General features: G+C 64.5%; 19 protein-coding genes. 1 reads left to right on the top strand and 18 read right to left on the bottom strand.

The genetic code is table 11. The features are described 5' to 3' along the window. Positions 1-183 precede the first annotated feature (183 nt). From OUZ45_RS16960 to OUZ45_RS16875, 18 genes are all read right to left on the bottom strand, one after another. The gene (locus OUZ45_RS16960) at positions 184-660 is read right to left on the bottom strand and encodes a chemotaxis protein CheW (RefSeq protein WP_266171340.1); all 477 of its coding nucleotides are present in this window, start codon (positions 658-660) and stop codon (positions 184-186) included. A gap of 41 nt (positions 661-701) precedes the next feature. Beyond that, entirely contained in the window at positions 702-1718 is a 1017-nt protein-coding gene (gene motD / locus OUZ45_RS16955; RefSeq protein ID WP_266171339.1) for a flagellar motor protein MotD, read from the bottom strand. Next, complete coding sequence (locus tag OUZ45_RS16950) at positions 1715-2455, bottom strand: flagellar motor protein (RefSeq protein WP_266171338.1); 741 nt, start codon at positions 2453-2455, stop codon at positions 1715-1717. Before OUZ45_RS16950 ends, motD begins: the two co-directional genes overlap by 4 nt. Before the next feature lies 1 nt (position 2456). Then, a complete protein-coding gene (locus OUZ45_RS16945) occupies positions 2457-4475 on the bottom strand; it encodes a chemotaxis protein CheA (RefSeq protein ID WP_266171337.1) in 2019 nt (672 codons plus the stop codon). Positions 4476-4489: 14 nt separating this feature from the next. Next, a complete protein-coding gene (locus OUZ45_RS16940; RefSeq protein WP_266171335.1) occupies positions 4490-5146 on the bottom strand; it encodes a protein phosphatase CheZ in 657 nt (218 codons plus the stop codon). Then, complete coding sequence (locus OUZ45_RS16935) at positions 5143-5550, bottom strand: chemotaxis response regulator CheY (protein WP_266171334.1); 408 nt, start codon at positions 5548-5550, stop codon at positions 5143-5145. The genes OUZ45_RS16940 and OUZ45_RS16935 overlap by 4 nt, the downstream gene beginning before the upstream one ends. 284 nt (positions 5551-5834) lie before the next feature. Next, a complete protein-coding gene (locus OUZ45_RS16930) occupies positions 5835-6605 on the bottom strand; it encodes an RNA polymerase sigma factor FliA (RefSeq protein ID WP_266171333.1) in 771 nt (256 codons plus the stop codon). A gap of 1 nt (position 6606) precedes the next feature. Further along, positions 6607-7527 (bottom strand): MinD/ParA family ATP-binding protein, encoded by a 921-nt coding sequence (locus OUZ45_RS16925; protein ID WP_266171332.1) that lies wholly within the window; start codon positions 7525-7527, stop codon positions 6607-6609. Positions 7528-7541: 14 nt separating this feature from the next. Beyond that, positions 7542-9125, bottom strand: a complete 1584-nt coding sequence (flhF, locus tag OUZ45_RS16920; RefSeq protein WP_266171331.1) for a flagellar biosynthesis GTPase FlhF — start codon at positions 9123-9125, stop codon at positions 7542-7544. Positions 9126-9317: 192 nt separating this feature from the next. Beyond that, positions 9318-11411, bottom strand: a complete 2094-nt coding sequence (gene flhA / locus OUZ45_RS16915; protein WP_266171330.1) for a flagellar biosynthesis protein FlhA — start codon at positions 11409-11411, stop codon at positions 9318-9320. An 11-nt stretch (positions 11412-11422) separates the two neighbouring features. Continuing rightward, a complete protein-coding gene (gene flhB / locus OUZ45_RS16910; RefSeq protein WP_266171329.1) occupies positions 11423-12562 on the bottom strand; it encodes a flagellar biosynthesis protein FlhB in 1140 nt (379 codons plus the stop codon). 4 nt (positions 12563-12566) lie between these two features. After that, positions 12567-13337, bottom strand: coding sequence for a flagellar biosynthetic protein FliR (fliR, locus tag OUZ45_RS16905; protein WP_266171328.1), 771 nt, complete (start codon positions 13335-13337; stop codon positions 12567-12569). Then, positions 13334-13603 (bottom strand): flagellar biosynthesis protein FliQ, encoded by a 270-nt coding sequence (gene fliQ, locus OUZ45_RS16900; protein ID WP_266171327.1) that lies wholly within the window; start codon positions 13601-13603, stop codon positions 13334-13336. The genes fliR and fliQ overlap by 4 nt, the downstream gene beginning before the upstream one ends. Positions 13604-14369: 766 nt before the next feature. Next, a complete protein-coding gene (gene fliP / locus OUZ45_RS16895) occupies positions 14370-15128 on the bottom strand; it encodes a flagellar type III secretion system pore protein FliP (protein ID WP_266171326.1) in 759 nt (252 codons plus the stop codon). Continuing rightward, positions 15125-15505 carry a flagellar biosynthetic protein FliO gene (gene fliO / locus OUZ45_RS16890; protein ID WP_266171325.1) on the bottom strand — a complete coding sequence of 127 codons (381 nt, stop codon included), beginning with the start codon at positions 15503-15505 and terminating at the stop codon, positions 15125-15127. The genes fliP and fliO overlap by 4 nt, the downstream gene beginning before the upstream one ends. Next, positions 15505-15849: a flagellar motor switch protein FliN gene (fliN, locus tag OUZ45_RS16885; RefSeq protein WP_266171324.1), complete on the bottom strand. Its 345-nt coding sequence runs from the start codon at positions 15847-15849 to the stop codon at positions 15505-15507. Before fliN ends, fliO begins: the two co-directional genes overlap by 1 nt. Next, entirely contained in the window at positions 15846-16862 is a 1017-nt protein-coding gene (gene fliM, locus OUZ45_RS16880; RefSeq protein ID WP_266171323.1) for a flagellar motor switch protein FliM, read from the bottom strand. Before fliM ends, fliN begins: the two co-directional genes overlap by 4 nt. Continuing rightward, positions 16862-17377 carry a flagellar basal body-associated FliL family protein gene (locus OUZ45_RS16875; protein WP_266171322.1) on the bottom strand — a complete coding sequence of 172 codons (516 nt, stop codon included), beginning with the start codon at positions 17375-17377 and terminating at the stop codon, positions 16862-16864. The genes fliM and OUZ45_RS16875 overlap by 1 nt, the downstream gene beginning before the upstream one ends. 528 nt (positions 17378-17905) lie before the next feature. On the opposite strand from OUZ45_RS16875, the gene OUZ45_RS16870 reads away from it, so the two are divergent. Then, positions 17906-19657: a TolB-like translocation protein gene (locus OUZ45_RS16870; RefSeq protein ID WP_266171321.1), complete on the top strand. Its 1752-nt coding sequence runs from the start codon at positions 17906-17908 to the stop codon at positions 19655-19657. Positions 19658-19725 lie beyond the last annotated feature (68 nt).

The following is a 19725-nucleotide window of genomic DNA, read 5'->3' as shown; positions in this document are numbered from 1 at the left end:
CGTCGCTTGCATGCGCAAGCTATTAACCGTGCTCAACGCCATGGTTCGCGACAACGCCTCGTGGCATCTGGAACATGCGACATCCGCTTGACTGCCAACACAGTTGCTCACCTCAATCCTCTCCCCGGAGGGGAGAGGAGGCGAAAGCAAAGGGCCACGCTCAAGCGAGCCCACACACCAAACTCAAGCCACCAACTCCAACTCTTCCGACAACCGACACATCCGCCGCACATCAAGCAGCGCAACAAACCCATCCCGCCAAGGCACCACAGCCTTCACCGGATCGTCGCTACGCACAGCGCGCCCAGGTGGCGGCGCCTCAGTCTGGCCACCCACATCCAACAGATCACCCACAGCATCCACGCGCAAACCCACCAGATGCCCCCGATAAGAGAGCACCACAATGCGCGTGCCAGCGACATCCACCACGACATCACCGGACAAGCCCAGCCGCAAACGGCCATCGAGTACCGGCACGATGCGTCCGCGCAGATGGTGGATGCCCAGCAGGTCGGCTGCCGCGCCAGGCACGGGCGTCACTTCACCATCGCGGATCACTTCGCTCACCTGCGTCAACGGCACGGCGTAAGCCTGGCTGGCCAGGTAAAAAATCAGCCAGCTGCGCTCGGTAGTGGTCGTAGCAAGGTGCGCTTGATTCATGAGGCAACTCTGGATGGGTCGAACCGGCCAACTCGGCCGGCTCAAAGTGGGGCGCTGGAGGTGACGGGCGTGGTGACGGGTGCCGGTTCCAGCTGTGCGGCGACCGGCAACATGCCGGATGGCGGCGACGGCGTCGAAGGCGATGCCCTCGGCGTCGGTGCCTGTGGCTTGGGCGGTGGCGAAGCGGGCACGTTATCCGCCAACTGACCGCCCCGATCCGCATCGCTGTAGAAACGTGCCGGTGCATGCTGATCGCTCAGCACCACCACCAGCACGCGACGATTGCGATTGCGTCCTTCCAGACTGACGTTGTCGGCCGTGGGCCGATACTCGCCCCAGCCGATGATGCCCAATCGGTTCGGGTCCACGCCGTTCTCGGAGAACAACCTGGCGACGCTGGCCGCGCGCGCGGCCGACAGTTCCCAGTTCGAGGGGAACACAGCCGTGTTGATCGGCTTGTCGTCGGTATAGCCCTCGACCCGCAATGGATTCGGAAACGGCGAGAGCACGTCCGCCAGGCTGCGCAGGGTGTTGTCCGCCGGCTCGGAAAGCTTGGCCACGCCGCTGGGAAACAGGATATCGGTGCGAATCTCGATCTCCAGCCAGCTCGATGTGCGGCGCACTACCACCAGGTCCTTGTCGATCAGCGGCTGCATGGCGCGCTGCACCTGATCCTGGATGCGTTCGAGATTGTCCTGCCCCGCACCGGCACTGCGGTTGCTGAGTGCGTTGGGCGGTGTCATCGGCGGCGGCAACGTGCGCGAAGGCAGTGGCATGGTCAGCCGCGGCGCGATCGTCGGCGGCGTGCTGGTGGTGGACTTGGTGGCGGGCACCGGGTGCACCGGCGCGGCGCTGCTGCTTTGCATCGCCGCGATATGTTTGTTGTTGCCGTTGAAGGCTTCGATGATGGATTGCGACATCACCCGGTACTTGCCTTCGTTCACCACGGACACCGCATACATCACCACGAAGAACGCCAGCAGCAGCGTCATCAAATCGGCATAGGGGATGGCCCACGCCTCATGATTAACGTGGTCTTCGTGGTGCTTGCGCCTCATGACAGGTAGCCCTGCAACTTCGATTCGATCTGGCGCGGGTTGTCGCCCTGTGCGATCGACACCAGGCCCTCGATCAGGATTTCGCGCATGCGCGTCTCCTTGCCGACCAACCCCTTCAGTCGCGACGACATCGGCAGGGCGATCAGGTTGGCCAGACCCACGCCGTAGATGGTGGCGACGAAAGCGGCGGCGATGCCATGACCGAGCTTGCTGGGGTCGGCGAGGTTCTGCATCACCGCCATCAAACCCATCACCGCGCCGATGATGCCCATGGTCGGCGAGTAGATGCCGACGTTCTCGTACACCTTGGTGGCGGCCAGGTCGATGTGTTCGCGGGTTTCCAGCTCCACCTCCATGGCGTTGCGGATCGCGTCCGGCTCACTGCCATCCACCAGCAACTGCAGCCCCTTGCGCACGAAGGTGTCCGCCTCGGCATCGATCTGCGGCTCCAGGCCGAGCAGGCCCTGGCGACGCGAAATCTCGCTCCAGCCCACCACCCGGCTGACCAGGTCGTGGGGTTGGTGCTTCGGCGGCATGTAGATCATCTTCGCCATGCTCATGGCGCGCTTCAGCACCTTGCCCTGGTTCTGCACCATCACCGCGGCAATGGTGCCCATGAACACGATCACGAACGCTGCCGGGTTCCACAGCGCGCCTACCGTGGAACCTTTCAAGACGGTGCCGAGGATGATGACCACGAAGGCCAGGATCGTCCCGATCAGGCTTACCAAATCCATGTCAGGCACACGCTCCCAAGGTCGATAGCGATGCAGTCGATAACGACGTACTCGATAACGATGTACTCGATAACAGCTGGCCGCCCTCGTCCGCGAGCGTGGCCAGATCCAGCACCAGCGCCAGGCGACCGTCGCCGGTCACGGTGGCGCCAGCGACACCGGGCACACCGTCGAACAACGGACCCAGCGGTTTCACCATCACGTCTTCGCGCCCCAGCACGTCGTGCACCAGGCAACCCACGCGCAGGTGCCCTACATGCAGCACCACGACATGGCGCCTGGCGGCACCATCCACACCGGCCCACGTGGCGAGATCGCCGAGCGGCAAGGCGCGACCGCGATGCGCCGCCACCACACGGCCGTCCAGCAGGCGGTCCTGGCCCGCGCTGAGTTCGAACACTTCATCGACGTTGCTCAGCGGCAAGGCGAACAACCGCTCGCCCACGCGCACCATCAGCACGCGCACGATCGCGAGAGTCAGCGGCACCGTCAGTTCCAGCTCGCTGCCATGCCCCAGGCGCGAACGCACCTGCAACGTGCCGCCCAGTTCGGCGACGCGGGTTTTCACCACGTCCATGCCGACGCCGCGGCCTGAAATATCGGAGATGCTCGCGGCCGTGCTGAAGCCGGGACGGAAGATCAGCTCCAGGCATTCGACCTCGCTGAGCCGTGCGGCCTGCGCCTCGTCGATCACCCCCTTCTCGACCGCCTTGCGCTTGAGCACCTCGGGATTCATGCCGCGACCGTCGTCGGACACCAGGATCACGATGCGCTCGCCACGCTGGCTGGCGGCCAGCGTGACCTTGCCTTTGCGCGACTTGCCGGCGCGCTCGCGATCCGCCGGTCCTTCAAGACCATGGTCGACGGCGTTACGCAGCAGATGCACCAGTGGATCGGCCAACGCTTCGACCAGGCTGCGATCGAGATCGGTGTCTTCGCCTTCCAGCACCAGATCGATTTCTTTGCCGAGTTGACGGGCGAGATCGCGCACGATGCGCGGAAAGCGCTGAAACAACCGGCCCACCGGCTGCATGCGCATGCCCAGCACCGCACCCTGCAATTCGTCAGCGACCCGATCCAGCTCGCTCGCCGCCACGGCCAGCGATTCGTCGCCGCTGCGCGCGGCGAGGCTCAGCAAACGGTTGCGCACCAGCACCAGTTCACCGGCACGGTTCACCAAAGCATCCAGGCGGCCGGTATCCACACGCACAGTGGATTCCGGCGCGGCGGCTGCGCGCGGCGCCGCACTCTTGTCGGCGACTGCGGGAGCCGCGGCCGGCGCAGGTGCCAGCGCGGACGGCGCAGCAACTGCACCAGGTGCCGCACCCTTGCCATGCAGACTATCCAGCAAGGCTTCGAATTCATCGTCGCCGATGCTGCCGCTCTTCGGCGCCGGAGCGGCAGGCGTTGGCGAGCTGCCAGGCGCGCCACCCTGGCCGTACAACGTGTCCAGCAACGCCTCGAATTCACTGTCGTCAATGCTGCCGCTGGCTTTGGACTCGGCCACCGGCTTGCCGGGTGCACCGCCCTGCCCATACAGATTGTCCAGCAGCGCCTCGAACTCGCTGTCGTCGATGCTGCCGCCCTCCTCGGCCGGCGCCGGTGCGGGGGTCGTCGCCACCACGGGCGCAACGACACGGCCAGCAGGCTGCAAACGCTGCAGCAACGAAGCCGGCGCGTGCGGCACGGCTTGGCTGCCGCGCAGCGCGTCCATCATGATGTTAAGCAGATCGAGCGCTTCCAGCAGCGCGTCCATCTGCTCGCTGTCCAGCACCAGCGCACCGTTACGCGCTTCGTTGAGCAGGTCCTCGGCGTGATGGCACATCTGCACCATCGGATCGATGGCGAGAAAGCCAGCGCCACCCTTCACCGTATGAAAGGCGCGAAACACGGCATTGAGCAGTTCCGCATCGCGCGGCGACTGCTCCAAGGCGATCAGCTGTTCGCTCAGGCGCTCGACCAACTCCCCGGCCTCAACCAGGAAATCGTCTCGCAGCTCGCTGTCCAGCGCGGGGTCCATCGTGCCGCCCGCGCTCAGAAACCGAATTCGCTGAGTAGGCGATCGGCCTCGTCCTGGCTCGTCACCTTGGCCGCGGCCACCGGCGCTTCGCCACCGGCCAGCGCACCGGTGAGGCGCACGAGTTCCAGCAACGACGATTCGACGCTACCGATGAAGTTGACCACTTTCTTGATGCGCTGGCCGGACAAGTCCTGCCACGACTGCGCCATCACCATGTCGGAAAGGCCGTCGCGGCAATCGCCGGCGAACTGGCTGGCCTGGCGCGCGAGTACGGCGGCGGCTTCGCCGCTCTCATTGTGCGACTGCTCGCTGTGCGACAACACCTCGGCGGCGTTGTGCTGCAGCGCTTCGGCCTGCGGGCGCATGCGCTCGGCGAAATCCAGCGTGCGATGCGCGGCCTTGGCGCTCATGTCCAGCACGTCGTTGAGGTGCTTGCGCGCGTCGGCGACGCTATCGGGCACACCTTCCAGCGCCAGATCGCTACCGAGACGGCTCACGGCGACATGCAGCTCGCGGGCCAGCACGCCCAGCGCACGAAACAGGGTCTGTTCGCGCTGCCGTACGATGCCGTCCAAGGCCTGCTCGAACGCCGGACCTTCCGGACTGTTGAGGAGTTGCTGCAGTTCCGGCGGAATGGCGGTGTTGCTCAACGGGTTCATGACGGCACTCATGCGGTCGCTCCTTGTGCGGCGAGCCGCTCGAAGACCTTGTCCAGTTTTTCTTTCAGCGTGATCGCGGTGAACGGCTTGACGATGTAGCCGTTCACGCCGGCCTGCGCGGCGGCGATGATCTGATCGCGATTGTTCTCGGCGGTGACCATCAGTACCGGCAGCCCTTTCAGGTTCGGCTCGGCGCGGATCGCCCGCAGCAGGTCGATGCCGGTCATGTTCGGCATGTTCCAGTCGGTAACGACCAGGTCGAACGGCATGCTGCGCAGCATGGTCAGCGCGTTCTCGCCGTCATCGGCCTCCTGGATCAGCGGATTGCTGAAGCCCAGTTCGACCAGCAGATTGCGAACGATGCGCCGCATGGTGGAGAAGTCGTCCACCACCAGGATCTTCATGTTCTTGTCCAAAACAACCTCTCCGTTTCTTGGGGAATGGGGAACTGGCAATAAGGAACGGCGTTACTCACTCGTGATTAGCGTCGGATCTCAGCAGGCGCGCCCCTCCCCCTGCTTGCGACGCAAAGCTAGTCCCGTGGGACTGGGGGGAGGCTGGGAGGGGGTGAACACTTGCGAAAACCTCTCCCGAAACGCTTTCTCAAGTACTCACCCCTCCCCAGCCCTCCCCTACGAGCAGGGGAGGGAGCTAATAGCTCACGTCGCTAGGATTCGACACGCATCAAGACATCACTTGCCTATTTCCGACCGCTCTTCTTCCGCTCCGCCTGCCCGGTTTCCCGTTCGCGCCAGGCATCCATCCTCGCCCTGAGGCGGATCAGCGCCTGACCATGTATCTGGCAAACTCTCGACTCGGTGACGCCCAGCACCGCGCCGATCTCCTTCAGGTTCAGCTCCTGCTCGTAGTACAGCGACATCACCAGCTGCTCGCGTTCCGGCAAGCCGCCGATGGCCTCGATCAACGCCCCGCGCATCCCTTCCTGCTCGAAGCGCTCCTGCGGCCCCAGGCTCTCCTGATCGATCACGTCCAGCGAGGGCCCGCCTTCCGCGTCGTCCGGCGCGGTGAGGCTGAGCAGCCGCGCGCTGGTCGCATCGGCCAATATCTGGTGGTACTCCGCCGCGGTGATGCCCAGTCGCCGGATCACTTCGGCGTCCTCGGCGTCCGAGCCGGTTTCGTTCTCGATCTGTCGCACCACCTCGGCCACTTCGCGCACCTTTCGGTGCACCGAGCGTGGCGTCCAGTCCGTGCGACGCAGTTCGTCGAGCATGGCGCCGCGAATCCGGATGCCGGCGTAGGTCTCGAAACTCGCCGAGCGGTCGGTCGCGTAGTTACGCGCCGCCTCGATCAAGCCGATCATTCCCGCCTGCACCAGGTCATCGACATCCACGCTGGGCGGCAATCGCCCCATCAAGTGGTAGGCGATGCGGCGAACCAGCGGCGCATGCCGCTTGACCATTTCTTCAGTGCTTTCGCGCTGCAGTTGCAGATATTCGGAAGCCACACTCATCTCACCACCCCACCACCGGCGCCATCTGCCCACCAAAAAATGCGATGCGGCCACGGCCCGGAGAATCGGGTTCCCCCCATGTATCGACCACACCAGCCAGTTGCTTGAATCCCTGCGCCGAACGGCTCGACGGCCATGCGTCGACGACCGCGGCCTGGCGTCGAATCGCCTGTCGCAGATGTTCGTCGTAGGGAACCATGCCCATGAAATCGAGCACGACATCGAGAAACCGATCGCATACGCGCGCGAGCTTTTCGTGCAGCTGCCGCGCTTCGCCGGCATGCCGCACCATGTTCGCCACCACCCGGAAGCGACGTACGCCAAACTCGCGGCTGAGCACCTTCACCATCGCGTAGGCGTCGGTCAGCGAAGCGGGCTCGTCGCACACCACCAGCACTACGTCGTCGGCCGCGGAGGCAAACATCGTCACGCTGTCGGAGACGCCGGCCGCGGTATCCACCAGCAAAAATTCCGGCGGCGACGGCAGATCGTCGAACGCGCGGATCACCGCCGCCGGCTCACCACTGCCGAGCTGCGCCAGCCGGCGTCCGCCGGAACTGGCGGGGATCACCTTGAGTCCGTGCGGCGCCCGCATCAGCAGGTCTTCGAGAGCGCAGCTGCCATCCAGCAAATGACCCAGATGACGCGTCGGGCTGAGCCCGAGCAGCACGTCGACATTGGCCAGGCCCATGTCGGCATCCAGCAGGATCACCTCCCGGCCGCTCATCGCCAGCGACATGCTCAGATTCACCGCGACGGTGGACTTGCCCACGCCGCCCTTGCCGCCCGCCACCGCTATCGTTCTCACGCGACGCCGTGGCTTTTGATCCAGCCCGGAGGCCTGACCCAATACATCGCTGCCACTGCCGGTGAGCATGTTCAGCGGCGCAAACAGATTTCTCAAACCCCAGGCCTGATTCATCGAGAGCATCTCCATCACGCCATCGCCCGGGCGAGGCCAAAACGTTCGGCCATCATGTCGTTGTCCGGTTCACCGGAGACGGTCTTCAATACTTGCGCGGCGCGGCACACCAGCGTGCGTGCATCGGCGGCGGCGATGTCTTCGGGCACGCGCTGGCCATCGGTGGTGTAGTCGAGGCTCAAGCCGTGCCGGATCAGCACCGACAGCACGCCGCCCAGGCTGGGTGCCTCGTCGAGCTTGGTAACGATGCAGGCCTGCGGCTCCAGCGGACGATAAGCACGCACAGCTTCATCCAGTGACATGGCCTGGGCGTTCGCTGCCAGCACCAGGCAGGTGCGCAGTTCACCGGCCTCGCGCAGCAAGGCCATCTGCTGTTGCAGGCGCGCGTCATTGCCGCTGGCACCGGCGCTGTCGACCAGCACGGTGCGCCGGCCGCGCAATACCTGCAGCACTTCGCGCAGGCTATCGGCGTCGTGCGCGGGGAATACGCGCACGCCGAGCAAACGACCGTAGTGCTCCAGCTGTGCCGCCGCGCCGATGCGGTAATTGTCGGTGCTGACCAGCGCCACCTGGCCGGCACCATGGCGCAGTACCGCGCGCGCGGCCAGCTTGGCGATGGTGGTGGTCTTGCCCACGCCGGTGGGGCCGACCAGCGCGGTGACGCCGCCGAAGGCCGCATCGTGCGCGCTGATGCTGAGGCTGCGACTGAGCACGCCCAACGGCAGATAGCGCGCCTGATCCGCACTCAACTGCTCGGGCAGGCCGTCGGCAAGGCGGCGCGCGACGTCGGGCTCGATGCCCAACCGGGTCATGTCGCGCAGCACGCGCCCGCGCAAGGGATGGCGGCGCTCCATGTCGTTCCAGGCCAGGCTGGAGAGCTGCGATTCCAACAGCTCGCGCAGGCTGCCGAGTTCGGTGCGCATGCGCGCCGTGTCCAGTGCGGTTTGTTCCACCATCGTGCGCAGCTGCGGCACTTCCGCCACCGGCGGTTCGGCTTTCGCCGACGAAACAGCGGCTTCCTCGTTGATACGGGCACGCTCGCGTGCAACGCGCACCGCTTCCAGATGCGCGGCCACCGCCGAAGGCTCCACGCCATCGGGGATCGTATTAGCGATGACAGGAGCGAGCTTCCGCGCCACAGGCGCGGCAACCGGCTCCACCGAAGCACGTTCGACCTTCTGCACCGGCGCGATCTCAGGCGCGGTATATCTCTCGGGCGCGACATGTGCCGTACGCACCGCTGCAGCGTTCTCACTCGCACGAAACGCCGACGGCGTAATCAGCGAACGCAACGCCGACATCATCCCTCCAGGCTCGCTGCGCGCAGGGGGCGGCGTCTCGGCAGGTTTGATGGCCATGGGTTTGATGGCCACGGGGACGCTTTCCGGGGTTGTCACGCCAGCCGGCTCTACCGTCAGCGGTGCGCCATGACGGGCCGCCTCACGCACCAGCGCTTCGTCGTAGTCGATCGCGGCGATAATTTCGATGCCGTCCGCAAAGCGGCGAGTGGACAGGATCACCGCATCCGGCCCCTGCTCTTCGCGTACTTCGCGCATCGCCTGGCGCATGTCGCGAGCAACGAAACGTTTGATCTTCATGCGGTGATACTCCGCGTCGCGGACTGATGGATGGGAAAGAGCAAAGAGTCAGGGGCGATGAACGAGTAGCGAGGGCCCGATGATCGATATGCCAGTCCGAGCCTAGGTGCGGGAACCGGCAACCGTTCGCCGAAGTCGCGCTCGCAACTCATCCATCGCCCCTGTTTCTCAACACTCATCACTCATTCCTCGCTATCGCCCCAGAGCCTGCACCAGGCGCACCTGGCGGTTATCAGGCACTTCGTTGTAGGCCAGCACATGCAGGTTCTGTGCTACGTGCCGCGTGAAGCGCGCCAGCCAGGTCCTGAGCTGCGGCGCGACCAGCAACACCGCTGGCTCGCCGAGCATTTCCTGACGCTTCGCCGCTTCGGCGACACCCTGCTGCAAGCGATCGGCCAACCCGGGCTCTACTGCCGCACCGGCCAAGCCACCGCCTGCAAGTGAGCTGAGCAAGATCTGTTCCAGCTCGGGGGCCAGCGTGATAACCGGCACCTCCGTCCCCAAACCCGTGATTTCCTGGACAATTTGCCGGCCGAGCGCGACACGGACAGCGGCGGTGAGCGCGCCAGGATCCTGACTCTGGCTTGCATGCTCCGCCAAGGATTCGACGATGCCGCGCATGTTGCGAATCGGCACGCGCTCGGCGAGCAGGTTCTGCAGCACCTTCACTACCGCGCCCAGCGCCAGACGCTTGGGCACCAGATCCTCGACCAGCTTCGGCGCCGTCGCCGACAGGCGATCCAGCAACTGCTGCACGTCTTGATGGCTGAGCAATTCGTGCGCGTGTCCCTGCAGGATGTGCGACAGATGCGTGGCCATCACCGTCGCCGGATCGACCACGGTGTAGCCGAGTCCCTGCGCGTGATCACGCTGTCCCGATTCGATCCACACCGCTTCCAGACCAAACGCCGGATCCTGCGTGGCGATGCCTTGCAGCGTGCCGTGCACGCGACCGGGATTGATCGCCAGCAAGCGCTCGCTATGGATCTCCGCCTCACCCATCGGCACACCCATCAATGTGATGCGATACGCGTTGGGGCCCAGGTCGAGGTTGTCGCGGATATGCACCGACGGCACCAGGAAGCCCAGCTCCTGCGAGAGTTTTCGGCGCACGGATTTGATGCGCGCCATCAACTCGCCGCCCTGGTTCTTGTCGACCAGCGGAATCAGTCGGTAGCCGACTTCCAGACCCACGGGATCGACACTGGCGACGTCCTCCCAACCCAGCTCCAGACGCTCGGCCGGCGCCGCTTGCACCACCGGCTCCACCGCCGCCTGGGCGATCAGCGCCGCCTTGCGCTCGCGCTCACGCTTGACCATCAGCCACGCCGCACCACCGCAGGCTGCACCCAGCAACAGGAACGCCATGTTCGGCATGCCGGGAATCAAACCCATCACGCCCAGCACCACGCCAGCCACCGCCAGCGCCTTGGGCTGGCCAAACACCTGGGCGACGAGTTGCTGGCCCATGTCCTGCGAGCGCGTGGCGCGCGTGACGATCACCGCCGTGGCGATCGACAGCATCAGCGCCGGCACCTGGGCCACCAAGCCGTCGCCGATGGTGAGCAAGGTGTAGGTCTTGGCCGCCTCGCCGGCCGACAAGCCGTGCTGCATCACGCCGACAATAAAACCGCCGACGATATTGATCATAAGAATCAGGATGCCGGCCGTGGCATCGCCGCGAACGAACTTGGACGCGCCGTCCATCGAGCCGTAGAAGTCCGCTTCCTCGCGCACCTCCTGGCGACGGTCGCGTGCCTGGTCCTGAGTCAGCAAGCCCGCATTGAGGTCGGCGTCGATCGCCATCTGCTTGCCGGGCATCGCGTCCAGGGTGAAGCGCGCGGTCACTTCCGACACGCGCGTGGCGCCCTTGGTCACCACCACGAAATTGATGATGGTGAGAATGGCGAACACAACCAGACCAACGGCGAAATTGCCGCCGATCACAAACTCGCCGAACGCTTCGATCACCTTGCCCGCCGCGCCCGGACCCTCATGGCCGTTCAACAGCACCACACGGGTAGAGGCGATATTCAACGCCAGGCGCAGCAGCGTGGCCATCAGCACCACGGTGGGAAACGCGGCAAACTCCAATGGCCGCATCACATAGATCACCGCCAGCAGGATCACCAGCGACAACGCGATGTTGAAACTGAAAAGCATGTCCAGCAGAAACGGCGGCAGCGGCAACATCATCATCGCCAGCATCGCCAGCATGATGATCGGCGCACCCATTCCGCGCCGGCTTACCTGCTTGAAGGTCTCGAATGCGCTAACGCCCGACATGCTCAGGTCCTTCAGGTTTCACGATAGGGGCCCATCAGATCGGGATCGATCTCCGGGTTGGGTGTGGGGGGCGGCGCATGGCCCTGCGTCGTGGCTTGCTTCAACTGGTAGACGTAAGCCAACACCTGGGCGACCGCGACGTAGAGCGCGGCGGGAATTTCGCGGCCCAGTTCGGTGGTGGCGTAAAGCGCACGCGCCAGCGGCGGCGCTTCGACCAAAGGAATGCGGTGCGCGCCAGCCACCAGGCGGATCTGCTGCGCCAGTACGTCCACGCCTTTAGCGATAACGCGCGGCGCGCGCATACGGCCATCGTCGTAACGCAACGCCACAGCGAAGTGGGTGGGATTGACCACCACCACGTCGGCCTTCGGCAGCTCTTGCATCATGCGCTTGCGCGCCATCTGGTGCTGCATCTGGCGGATGCGGCCCTTGAGCTCCGGGTTGCCCTCGGTCTCTTTCGACTCGTCGCGCAATTCCTGCTTGGTCATGCGCTGGCGCTTGCTGTAGTCGAAGCGCTGATACAACGCGTCGATGCCGCCGATCAGCGCCAGCATCGCGCCAAACACCAGCGCGGCACGCCCCAGCGTGGACAGCGCCATGGCGATGCCGGCCGTCACCTCGCCACGCCCCGTCGCCAACATGGCCTGCTGCGAATGACGCAGTAGAAGAACCAGCGCGGTACCGATGAAGGCGAGTTTCAGTAGCGACTTGCCCAGCTCGACCAGGCCACGCATCGAAAACACACGGCCCAGGCCTGCCACGGGATCGAGCCGGTCGAACTTCGGCTCCAGCGCCTGGCTGCTGAAACTCAAACCACCGAGCATCACCGGCGCGGCAAGCGTGGCCAGCACCGTGGCAAGCGCCACCGGAGCGAACAGCAACAGCCCTTCGTGCAAAGCACCGCCCAGCACGCGTGCCGGCAATTCGCCGGAAAACAGTGCATCGCGGCCATAACTCAGACCCAGCCCATAGATGCGCTGCGCATGCCGAAACGCATCTTCGCTACCGGACATCAGCGCGGCGACGCCGGCCAGCACCACCATCGCGCCGGAGAGATCACGCGAACGCGGAAGATCGCCCTTCTCACGCGCCTCGCGAAGGCGTTTTTCGGAAGGTTCTTCAGTGCGTTCCTGATCGTCTTGTTCGGACATCGGCTCAGCCCCCGAACAGTTCGTGCATCAACGACCAGGCCCGGTCCTGCAGCGACCCGAACGCGCCGGGCAAGCTATGCATGGCCATCCACAACGTGATGAAACCAAGGCAAAGCGTGATCGGAAAACCGACCGCGAACAGATTCATCGACGGCGCCGCGCGGCTGATCGCCGCAAAACCCATATTCACCACCAGCAGCGACGTCATCGCCGGCAGCGCCACACGCACCGCCCCCGCAAACAATTGACTGGCGAAAGCGACCACCGCATGCAGGCCATTCGTCGAGATCGCCTCGCTCCCCGGCGGCAACGTGGTGAAGCTGTCCGCCAGCAACTCGATCAAACGCAAATGGCCGTCCATCGCGAGGAACAACAACGTCACCAGCAAGAGGTAAAACTGATTGAGCACCGGCGAGCTGCCGCCCCCCTGCGGATTGACCACCTCCGCGAAACCCAGGCTCATGCTCTGCGCCACCAACTGCCCGCCGAACGCCACCGCCTCAAAACTCAGCTTCAACACAAAACCCACCGCCGCACCGACCAACACCTGCGAAGCCATCGTGCTGATGCCATCGGCACTCAGCGGATCGATCGTCGTCGGCGCCAGCGGCGCCAGCACCAAACTCAGAATCAAGATCACACTGACGCGAATCCGCGCCGGAATCACCGTCGCACCCAACACCGGCGCCATCAGACACAACCCACCCGTGCGCGCCATCGCCCACAGCAGACCACCAAGCCAGACCGGCAACTGGGCGAGGTCGATGCTCGTCACCGAATCGCCCCCGGCAATCCCTCGATCAAATGCCGGGTGAACTGCACCAGCGTGCGCAACATCCACGGACCGGCAATCAACCCCACCACCGCCATCGCGATCAACTTGGGGATGAAGCTGAGTGTCATCTCATTGATCTGCGTGGCCGCCTGGATCACACCGATCAGCAGGCCGACGGCCAGTGCGGTGAGTAGCAGCGGGGCTGCGATCAGCATCGCGACATAGAGCGCGTGCTGGCCGAATTCGATGACGGATTCAGGAGTCATAGGCGCGCCTCGATCGCTTGCTCCCTCTCCCCCAAATGAAATAAGAGCAGGGGGAGAGGATTGAGGAGAGGGGATGGGTGCTCGCGATAACCTTTCACTGTCGTCACCCCGGCGTAGGCCGGGGTCCAGTGACGTTGACGTTTGATGTTCGCGTAGTCGCGACAACCGAGCGATAACGTCACTGGATGATTCGCTTCGCTCACCCCTTCGGGGCCGTCCTGCGGACGTTCTGCGCGCTTCGCGCTTGTCCGGCCTACGCCGGAATGACGGACTAGAGACGCTGTCCCGAGCACCCGCCCCTCACCCCAACCCTCTCCCCGACGGGGAGAGGGAGCAGTTTCGCTAGGCGATGCGTCAGCGAGCCGTGCACGGGTCCCCTGTGCAGCGGTGAGGGCTGGACGAAAAGGCCCGCAGGGGGGCCGCCATGGATGGCGGTTCCTTTTCGACACGACAGGGACGTCGTGTCGAAAAGCCCGGCCAGCCCTCACGGACTCGAAGGGGCGAAGCCCCGTAGAGCGCGTAACCGGGGTGCCCTTTCTTTTGGTTACTTTTCTTTGGGCAAGCAAAGAAAAGTGACTCGGACCGCGGCAGCGGTTCGAAAGCCCGCGGCAGGCGAGCCAGGTCGCGACAACACGAACACCAAACGTCAACGCCACTGGACCCCGGCCTACGCCGGGGTGACGAAATAGAAGCGGTGAACCGAGCACCCGCCCCTCACCCCACCCCTCCCCCCAGAAGGGAGAGGGAGCAAAAGCCGGCTGCGCAGTCACGAGTAAAAACTCCCCGCCAACGTCCCCAACAACAACGTCCACCCATCCACTAACACAAACAACATGATCTTGAACGGCAGCGAGATGATCATCGGCGACACCATCATCATGCCCATCGACATCAACACACTCGCCACCACCAAATCGATGATCAAAAATGGAATGAACAACAAGAAGCCCATCTGAAACGCCGTCTTCAACTCGCTGGTGACAAATGCCGGCATCGCCACCCGAAACGGCACAGCCGCCTTGTCGGCAAACGGCTGCTCACCAGCCAGATGCGTAAACAGTTGCAAGTCAGCGTCGCGAGTCTGGTCGAGCATGAAGCGCTTGAACGGCGCGGAGGCCGCGGGTATCGCCAGCTCCGCACTGAGCTGACCATCCATATACGGCTTCACGCCATCCTGATATGCGTGATTCAACACCGGCGACATCACGAACAGGGTGAGGAACAGCGACAGCCCCAACAACACCTGATTGGGCGGCGTCGACTGCGTGCCGAGCGCCTGACGCAGAAAGCCAAGCACGATGATGATGCGTGTGAACGAGGTCATCATCAGCAGGATCGCCGGCAGCAGGCTGAGCATCGTCATCAATGCCAGCAACTGCAGCGACAAGGTCCAGTTCTGCACGCCACCGGCACCGTTCTGCACGGTCAGCACCGGAATACCGGCCGGCTCGGCGGAGGCCACGACGGGTAGGAGCAACAGAAGCATTGCGACGAGATAGCGCGGAGACATCAAAAGCGACTTCATGGTTTGCGCTTCCAGCGGGCCAGCAACTCGCCGAAGGCCGGCACCGGCAGCGGCGAAACCTCGGGCAGCACCGGCGCCGCACCGTCATAGACATGCAAGGTGCGCAAACCGCCGGGGCCTACGCCTACCAGCAGGCGCTTGCCGTCGGCATCCAGCAGCAACACACGCTCGCGCGTGCCCACCGCGAAGGACTCCACGCAACGGATGCGCCGCCCACCCGGCTGCGTGCGCGCCTGCAAGCGGCGGCTCAGCCAGCCCGCGGCGACGATCAACGCAATAATCGCAACCAGGCTGAGCAATACGCGCAGCAATTCGGCACCCACAGGGATATCCGGCGTCGCGACCGGCACAGCGATGGCAAGGAGTGTGGCGATCATCAGCGCAGCTTGCGGACGCGTTCGGCTGGGCTGATCACGTCGGTCAGGCGAATGCCGAACTTTTCGTTGATCACCACGACTTCGCCATGAGCGACCAGGGTGCCGTTGACGAACACATCCAGCGGTTCGCCGGCAGCGCGATCCAACTCCACCACCGAGCCCTGGTTGAGCTGCAGCAGGTTGCGGATGCTGATGCGCGTGCGACCGACTTCCATCGCCAGCGTCACCGGCACATCCAGAATCAGATCCAGATTGACGTCGGCGCCCTCGCCCGCCACGGTCGTGGGTATTTCAAACGGATGGACCGGCTCGTCGGTGACGAAGGCTTCTTGGCTCTGGCTCATGCGTGGGTCTTCCCAATAGAAAATTCACCCGGTGCGCGCACAGTGCGGCGCCCGGCCAGGGTCTGAAAACGGACGGCGTTGCGACCGTTGGTCTGCCCGTAATGGGCGCGAAAGATCGGCACGTCTTCAGCGAATACCGTGCACAGATCGGGCATGTTCATCGGGATCACATCGCCGGGACGCAGCTTCAGGAAATCGCCGATGTGGATGCTCGACTCGATCAGCAGCGAGCTCAGCTCCACCTCGGCGTCCAGCACTTCCTGATGCAGGCATTCGAGCCAGCGCTCATCGCGCTCGACGCGGTCGCTCTGCACGCCCGCGTCGAGTAGCGAGCGAATCGGCTCGATCATCGAGTACGGCAAGGTCAGGTGAATTTCGCCGCCGCCGCCGTCCAGCTCCACATGAAAACGAGACACCACCACGGTTTCGGTGGGGCTGACGATGTTGGCGAACTGCGGATTGATCTCCGAGTTCAGAAACTCGAACTGCAATGGCATCACCGGCGCCCAGGCCTCCACCATCGCGGTGAATATCTCGGCCAGCACGATCTGGATCACGCGGCTTTCGGTCGCTGTGAAATCGCGGCCTTCGATGCGTGCGTGGTAGCGGCCGTCGCCGCCGAAGAAGTTGTCGATGATGGTGAAGACCAGCCGCGGCTCCATCACCACCAAGGCTGTGCCGCGCAGCGGCTTCACGCGCACCAGGTTGAGATTGGTCGGCACGGCCAGGCCATGCACGTACTCGGTGAACTTAAGCATGCGCACGCCGGCTACCGATACCTCGCAGGTCTTGCGCAACACACCGAAGACATTGGTGCGGAAGTAGCGCGCGAAGCGGTCGTTGACCATTTCCAGCGTCGGCAGCCGGCCGCGCACGATGCGGTCCTGCTGGGTGAAGTCGTAGTCCAGCACGGCATCCGACGGCGGCGGTTCGTCGCTACCGGTCTCGATGGCGCCGCCATCGACACCGTTGAGCAGCGCGTCGATTTCTTCCTGGGAGAGAAGGTCGCTCATCACTGCATCACAAAGCTGGTGAAATAGAGCGCGTCTACGCCGGGCTTGCCAGTGCGGTCCTGCAGGATCTTCTGCACCGCCTGCAACGCTTTCGCCTGCAGCTTTTGCTTGCCTGCGGCGTCGCTGATCTCAACGTAGTTCTGGTTGCTGAACAGCATCACCAGCGCGTTGCGGATCACCGGGTCGGCATCCTTTACCGCCTGGAGTGCGGCGGCGTCGTGCGACATCAAGGTCACGCCGACCTGCAAATAGCTCAACGCTTGCTCGTTGTGGAAATTCACCACAAAGGCCGGATCCAGCGCGAGATAAAGCTCCGGCTGCTTGGGCTTGGCTTCCGCGGCCTTGGCGTCGACCTTGGCCTCCGTCCCGGCCGCATGGCTGCGCAGCGTGAACAAGGCGTAGCCGCACACCGCCGACACCACCAGCAACGCCACCAGCAGGATCAACATGGTCCCCTTGTGGCTGCGCGGGGGAATGACGGGAGCTTCGACCGGACTCGCTTCTGCAGTGGACATGCACAACCTCAGGCTTGGATCGGGAGTGCCCGAACGCCAGGGGCGGCGGGCTTTGACAAGCCTTGAAGCAATCCGCATGCCATCGATGGAAATGGCTTAGTGCTGCGGGTTGAAGCGTGCATTCGTCGCGTAACGGCGTTTTCTTGACGCGTGTCGACGGATGGTCGCGACGACGTCATGGCGTCACCGCTTTGCCCTCCCCCGCTACACGCAAGGGAGGGAACTGACCGTCGCACGCCTTTGCCCCTCCCCTTGCTTGCGACGCAAAGCTAGTCCCGTGGGACGGGGGGAGGCTGGGAGGGGGTAAGCCCTTGCGACGACGCTACAAAACTTGAGGGGCTTCACCCCACCCCAACCCTCCCCTGCTTCACGCAAGGGAGGGAGCAGCGGCGTCACAGCCCTTGCCTCACTCCAGTCACCCACGCGGTCGCACCGCTTGTCACCGCTCAAGCACCGGTCATCACACGATGCGCGACCACGGTGTGAACCTGGCCTAGCCTCGCGGCCATCCGCCAACAAGGAAGCACCATGAGTCGCTTGCCGATGCTCGCCATCATGTTCGCCGTCATCGGCGCCGTCGCCGCCACGGACATCACCACACCCACCATCTTTGCGCCTGGCGTCGTTTCGGGTCCGGACAACGAATGGGCTGCGGCTTTCGCACCGGATGGCGCTGCGGTGTACTTCACACGCAGCGTGAGCGACGCCCCAACCATTCTCGAATCGCATCGCAGCGGCATGCAGTGGTCGATGCCGCGCACTGCGCCGTTCTCCGGGCGCTGGGGCGATTTCGATCCAGCGATGGCGCCGGATGGTTCGTATCTTGTATTCGGCTCCAACCGCCCGGCTTCGGGCGAAGGCGCGCCCATCGATGCGGTGCGCGGCACGCGCCGCGACCCCGGCCAGGGCTCGAACCTGTGGCGCGTGGCACGCCAGGGCAATGGCTGGGGTACGCCCGAGCGCCTGCCCGACACGGTGAACACCTGCTCGAGGAACTTCGCGCCCAGCATCGCCGCCGACGGCAGCCTGTACTACATCGGCTGCGGGCCGAACGACAGCACGCGCCTGAAGCGCGCCGCGTATCGGGATGGCCGCTACCAGACGCCCGAGCTGGTCATGCTGGGCGTGGGCGACGCCGACGCGCAGATCCGCGATCCCGCGATCGCACCGGATCAATCCTTTATGGTGGTAAGCGTCGCGCGCGCGCCGAAGCAGCCGTACCGGCTTGCCATTAGCTTCGCTACGCCGCAAGGATGGAGTACGCCGCTGGACCTTGGCGACGAAGTGAACGCCGGCACCCACTCCATGGGTGCGCAGCTCGGGCCCGACCATCGCACGCTCTACTTCAACAGCGACCGTCGCGTGCCCGGCGGACATGCCGATTCGAATCAGGCCAATTCGAATCGGGCCGATTCGAATCAGCGCGACGACAATATCTGGCAGGTCTCGCTGGCGCCATGGCTGGACGCCCACGCCAGAGCCGGTGCCGTTGCGGAAGGCCCATGGCAACAGGACAACGATGCCTCGCCCGCCTTCGCGCCAGACGGCAAGACCGTGATGTTTGCTCGCGGCAAAGGCATTGCGCGCCGCCTCTATCTCGCCGAGCGCGCAGGCGCGGAGTGGTCGCAGGCCGTGCCTGTGCCTTTCTCGCAGGCATGGATGGATCTTGAACCGGCGATGTCGCCGGATGGTTCGTATCTGGTGTTTGTCTCCAACCGACCCGCGCAGGCCGGCGGCGTGGCACTCGACGGCTTTTTCAACGGCAAGCCTCAACCGGGACGCGGCGGCAACCTGTGGCGGGTGGCGCGTAACGCTCACGGCTGGGGCGCGCCGCAACGCCTGCCCGACGCCATCAACGCAGGCGGCTCGATCTACGCGCCCGCAGTGGCCGCGGACGGCAGCCTCTACTTCATGAAGCCCGAGCCGGCCAGCGGCGCATTCCGGCTCTACCTCAGCCACCGAAAGGGCGACCAATATCAGCCACCGCAGGCGCTGAGCTTCAGCGACGGCGTCACGGCGGATTTCGACCCGGCGGTGGCGCCTGATCAATCCTTCATCGTCTTCAGCTCGGATCGTCCGCCCTCGACCGCCAATGACAACGCGCTGTTCATCGCCTTCGCCACAGCCGGAGGCTGGAGCACACCGCAACCGCTGGGCCCGATGGGTACCGAAGCACGGCTCTCGCCGGACCTCGCCACGCTGTACTACAACGGCGCGGACAAGCGCATCCACAGCTTTCCGCTGAGCGCTTGGCGGCAGCAACACCACACTAGGTCGTGAGGCACTTTCCCGCGCCCGTCCATCGCCACACACTGCCCCGGCGCAAGCTTGCCGCTGTCGCCGAAGAG

This window comes from Dyella subtropica, assembly GCF_026283965.1.
Classification (GTDB): Bacteria; Pseudomonadota; Gammaproteobacteria; order Xanthomonadales; family Rhodanobacteraceae; genus Dyella_D; species Dyella_D subtropica.
The sequence above is the reverse complement of the archived record's forward strand: the minus strand, read 5'-3'. Positions and strand labels throughout refer to the sequence as shown.